At 34.5% G+C, this 2,669-nt stretch carries 4 protein-coding genes; 3 read left to right on the forward strand and 1 reads right to left on the reverse strand.

Annotation, left to right across the window (positions count from 1 at the left end; genetic code table 11):
* Together hslU and VIL26_00785 are read left to right on the forward strand one after the other, a co-directional pair.
* Positions 1-1,015: ATP-dependent protease ATPase subunit HslU (gene hslU, locus VIL26_00780; GenBank protein ID HEY8389480.1), on the forward strand; the 1,015-nt coding region annotated here is incomplete at its 5' end.
* A gap of 104 nt (positions 1,016-1,119) precedes the next feature.
* Entirely contained in the window at positions 1,120-1,455 is a 336-nt protein-coding gene (locus VIL26_00785) for a DUF6054 family protein (protein HEY8389481.1), read from the forward strand.
* Here the strand turns inward: VIL26_00785 and VIL26_00790 are convergent.
* Positions 1,452-2,294 carry a metallophosphoesterase gene (locus VIL26_00790; protein ID HEY8389482.1) on the reverse strand — a complete coding sequence of 281 codons (843 nt, stop codon included), beginning with the start codon at positions 2,292-2,294 and terminating at the stop codon, positions 1,452-1,454. The genes VIL26_00785 and VIL26_00790 overlap by 4 nt on opposite strands.
* Positions 2,295-2,468: 174 nt before the next feature.
* Here VIL26_00790 and VIL26_00795 point away from each other — a divergent pair.
* Positions 2,469-2,669, forward strand: a 201-nt coding sequence (locus VIL26_00795; protein ID HEY8389483.1) for an Ldh family oxidoreductase, incomplete at its 3' end; no start/stop codon positions are given.

Genomic DNA, 2,669 nt, shown 5'->3' on the forward strand with positions numbered 1-2,669 from the left:
AAGGGATTTGGCTGAAGTTGCGGTAAGACTTGTCAAGGAAGAAAAGTTCCAAGAAGTTGAAAAAAAGGCAAAAGACATTGCCGAAAGAAAGGTTGCGGAAGCAATATATAACGAAAGGAAAAAAGGCAACGAATCTCCCGAGCCTATTTTGAAAGACCAGATTTTAGCTGACTTACAAGCCGGCAAACTTAACAAAACCACTGTGGAAATAGCTGTTATTGACAGACCTAAGGCAATGGAAATCGTGCCTGGCATGGGAGCGGCTATAGATTTGAGCGAAATAATGGGCGGAATAATGCAGACCAAACGTCGCAAAAATCGCCGCATGACAGTAGAAGACGCATTAAAAACAATCATAGAAGAAGAAAGCGAAGCTATGATAGATATGGATGCTATCAATGCCGAAGCTATAAGACGCGCAGAACAAGAAGGTATAATCTTTATTGATGAAATTGATAAGATTGTGGGCAACGGCAACTCCAACGGCCCGGATGTTTCTAGAGAAGGCGTTCAAAGAGATATTTTGCCTATCGTCGAAGGTTCTACGGTCAATACAAAATACGGAGCAATCCGCACCGATTATATTTTGTTTATAGCATCTGGTGCTTTCCACATAAGCAAGGTTGAGGATCTGATACCTGAATTACAAGGCAGATTTCCTATACGAGTAGAGCTTGACAATCTGACCAAGCAGGATTTTATAGATATCCTGACCAAAACAGATAATGCTATAACCAAGCAATATGTAAGTTTGCTTGAAGTGGATAATGTAAGACTTATCTTCAAAGATGACGCCATTGCAGAAATCGCAGAAATTGCAGCACTTGAAAATGAAACCAGCGAAAATATCGGCGCAAGACGCTTGCATACTATTTTGGAATATCTGTTAGAAGACATATCCTTTAATGCAGGTGGAGATCATCCTATGGTCGATGTGGTTATTGATAAAAAGTATGTTGACGAGCATTTGAAAAACACTATTAAAAAATACGATTTGAAAAAATACATTTTATAAAAATTAATATTTGATTAATAAAAGCGGTTCAAAAGAATTCTTTTGAACCGCTTTTTTATATTATAATGATACTTATGCACATTATGAGCGGGAGGATAAAAATCATGGCAAAATATGAAAAAACTATTTCAGGTAATTTAGAACAAGTAGCACATCGTTTGCAACAAAAAATCCTTAGCAGCGTATTGTCAATGAACTTGGTTGATGAAAGTCACTATGAACATGAAGATTTTAAAGTTATCGTTCAGGTTTATGATAAATACTTTTATAGGAATAAAAGCAGAGCAAGCTTGACTTTGACACTGGTCAATCATAATAATGATATTTTTGTTTCAGCTATAGGTGCAGGCGGAGGACAAGGCATTATCTTTAACTTCAGTCTGGGTGCAGAAGACGAAATGATGGATGTTGTAAAAGATTGCATAGAGGATATAGATTAATTTGAGCATTTAATAGTGATGATTGGAATATGCGGCTTATTATTAAATCGAAAAGAAATAACGCTGTTGCCTATTCCTCGCGACACAATCATTTTGACATCGATTGATTCATACAAGCCCGAATCATATTTTGGGAAAAAGCCTTGATTTGGGGCATAAAAACCTTTGCCAAAAAATCTAAATTGACCGCCATGCGCATGTCCTGTAAGCACCAGATGCGGTTTTATAGTGTTAAAATCAGAAATATAATTTGGCCATTTTTCTGGTCTGTGAGCCAATAGTATTCTGTAATTATTTTCAAGTTCTTGATTGTCGCTAAAAAGATTTGAGTAAAAATTCATATTATCTATAATACCCATAATTGTTACTCTTGTGTTACGGATAGTGATATTAACGCTTCTGTTATTTAGGATAACAACATCATTTTCAATAAGACCTTTATATAACAGGTCTGCATCCTTATGACCTTTTTCGTGGTTTCCGTTTACATAATATATGGGCGCAATAGATTTTAACTTTTTAATAAAATTGATTGCGCCGCAATTGTCTATTTTTGCGCTTTGGTCTATCAGATCTCCAGTAATAGCTATTATATCAGGGCTTTCTTGCTGCAGTTTTTCTAGCATTTTGGAGATATTTACTTTTATTTTTGGGAAATGCAAATCCGAAAGATGTATTATTTTTATATCAAAGACATCAGAATTATCGTTAATGTCATAATTGATAATATAATTTTCATAGACAATGTTTTTATTGTCTATAAATGTTGCCAATAAGATTATTAATGTTACAAAAACAGCGGCAGCTATTAAGACTATTATTTTTAAACGTTTTTTCATCTAAAACTACAATTTTCCTATAATTTTGATTTTATTTTGTATAAGAGTTTATGTCAAGGCTAAAAACCTTATAATAATCTGTGTTTTTTGGACATGTATTGATTTTTTGTGTATATTAGGATACACTAATTAATAGTTGTAATTAATAGTTGAAATTTTGTAGGAGTAATAAATATGAAAGTAGTATTGGATTGGAAAACCGCGCAAGAGTTTGTAACGGATGCGTTTGTAGGCGTAGGCGTACCTAGAGAAGATGCCGAAATCTGCACAGACGTTTTGTTGGAATCAGACAGAAGAGGTATAGAATCTCACGGCGTCAACAGATTTAAGCCTATATACATAGACAGAATTTTAGCCAAGATTCAAAATCCTGTA

The organism is Clostridia bacterium, assembly GCA_036562685.1.
Lineage (GTDB): Bacteria > Bacillota > Clostridia > Christensenellales > DUVY01 > DUVY01.

What these genes read in the sequence shown, in the direction of transcription:
- VIL26_00785 (HEY8389481.1), top strand. Translation starts at nt 1,120, where the DNA reads ATGGCAAAATATGAAAAAACTATTTCAGGTAATTTAGAACAAGTAGCA.
- VIL26_00790 (HEY8389482.1), bottom strand. Translation starts at nt 2,294, where the DNA reads ATGAAAAAACGTTTAAAAATAATAGTCTTAATAGCTGCCGCTGTTTTT.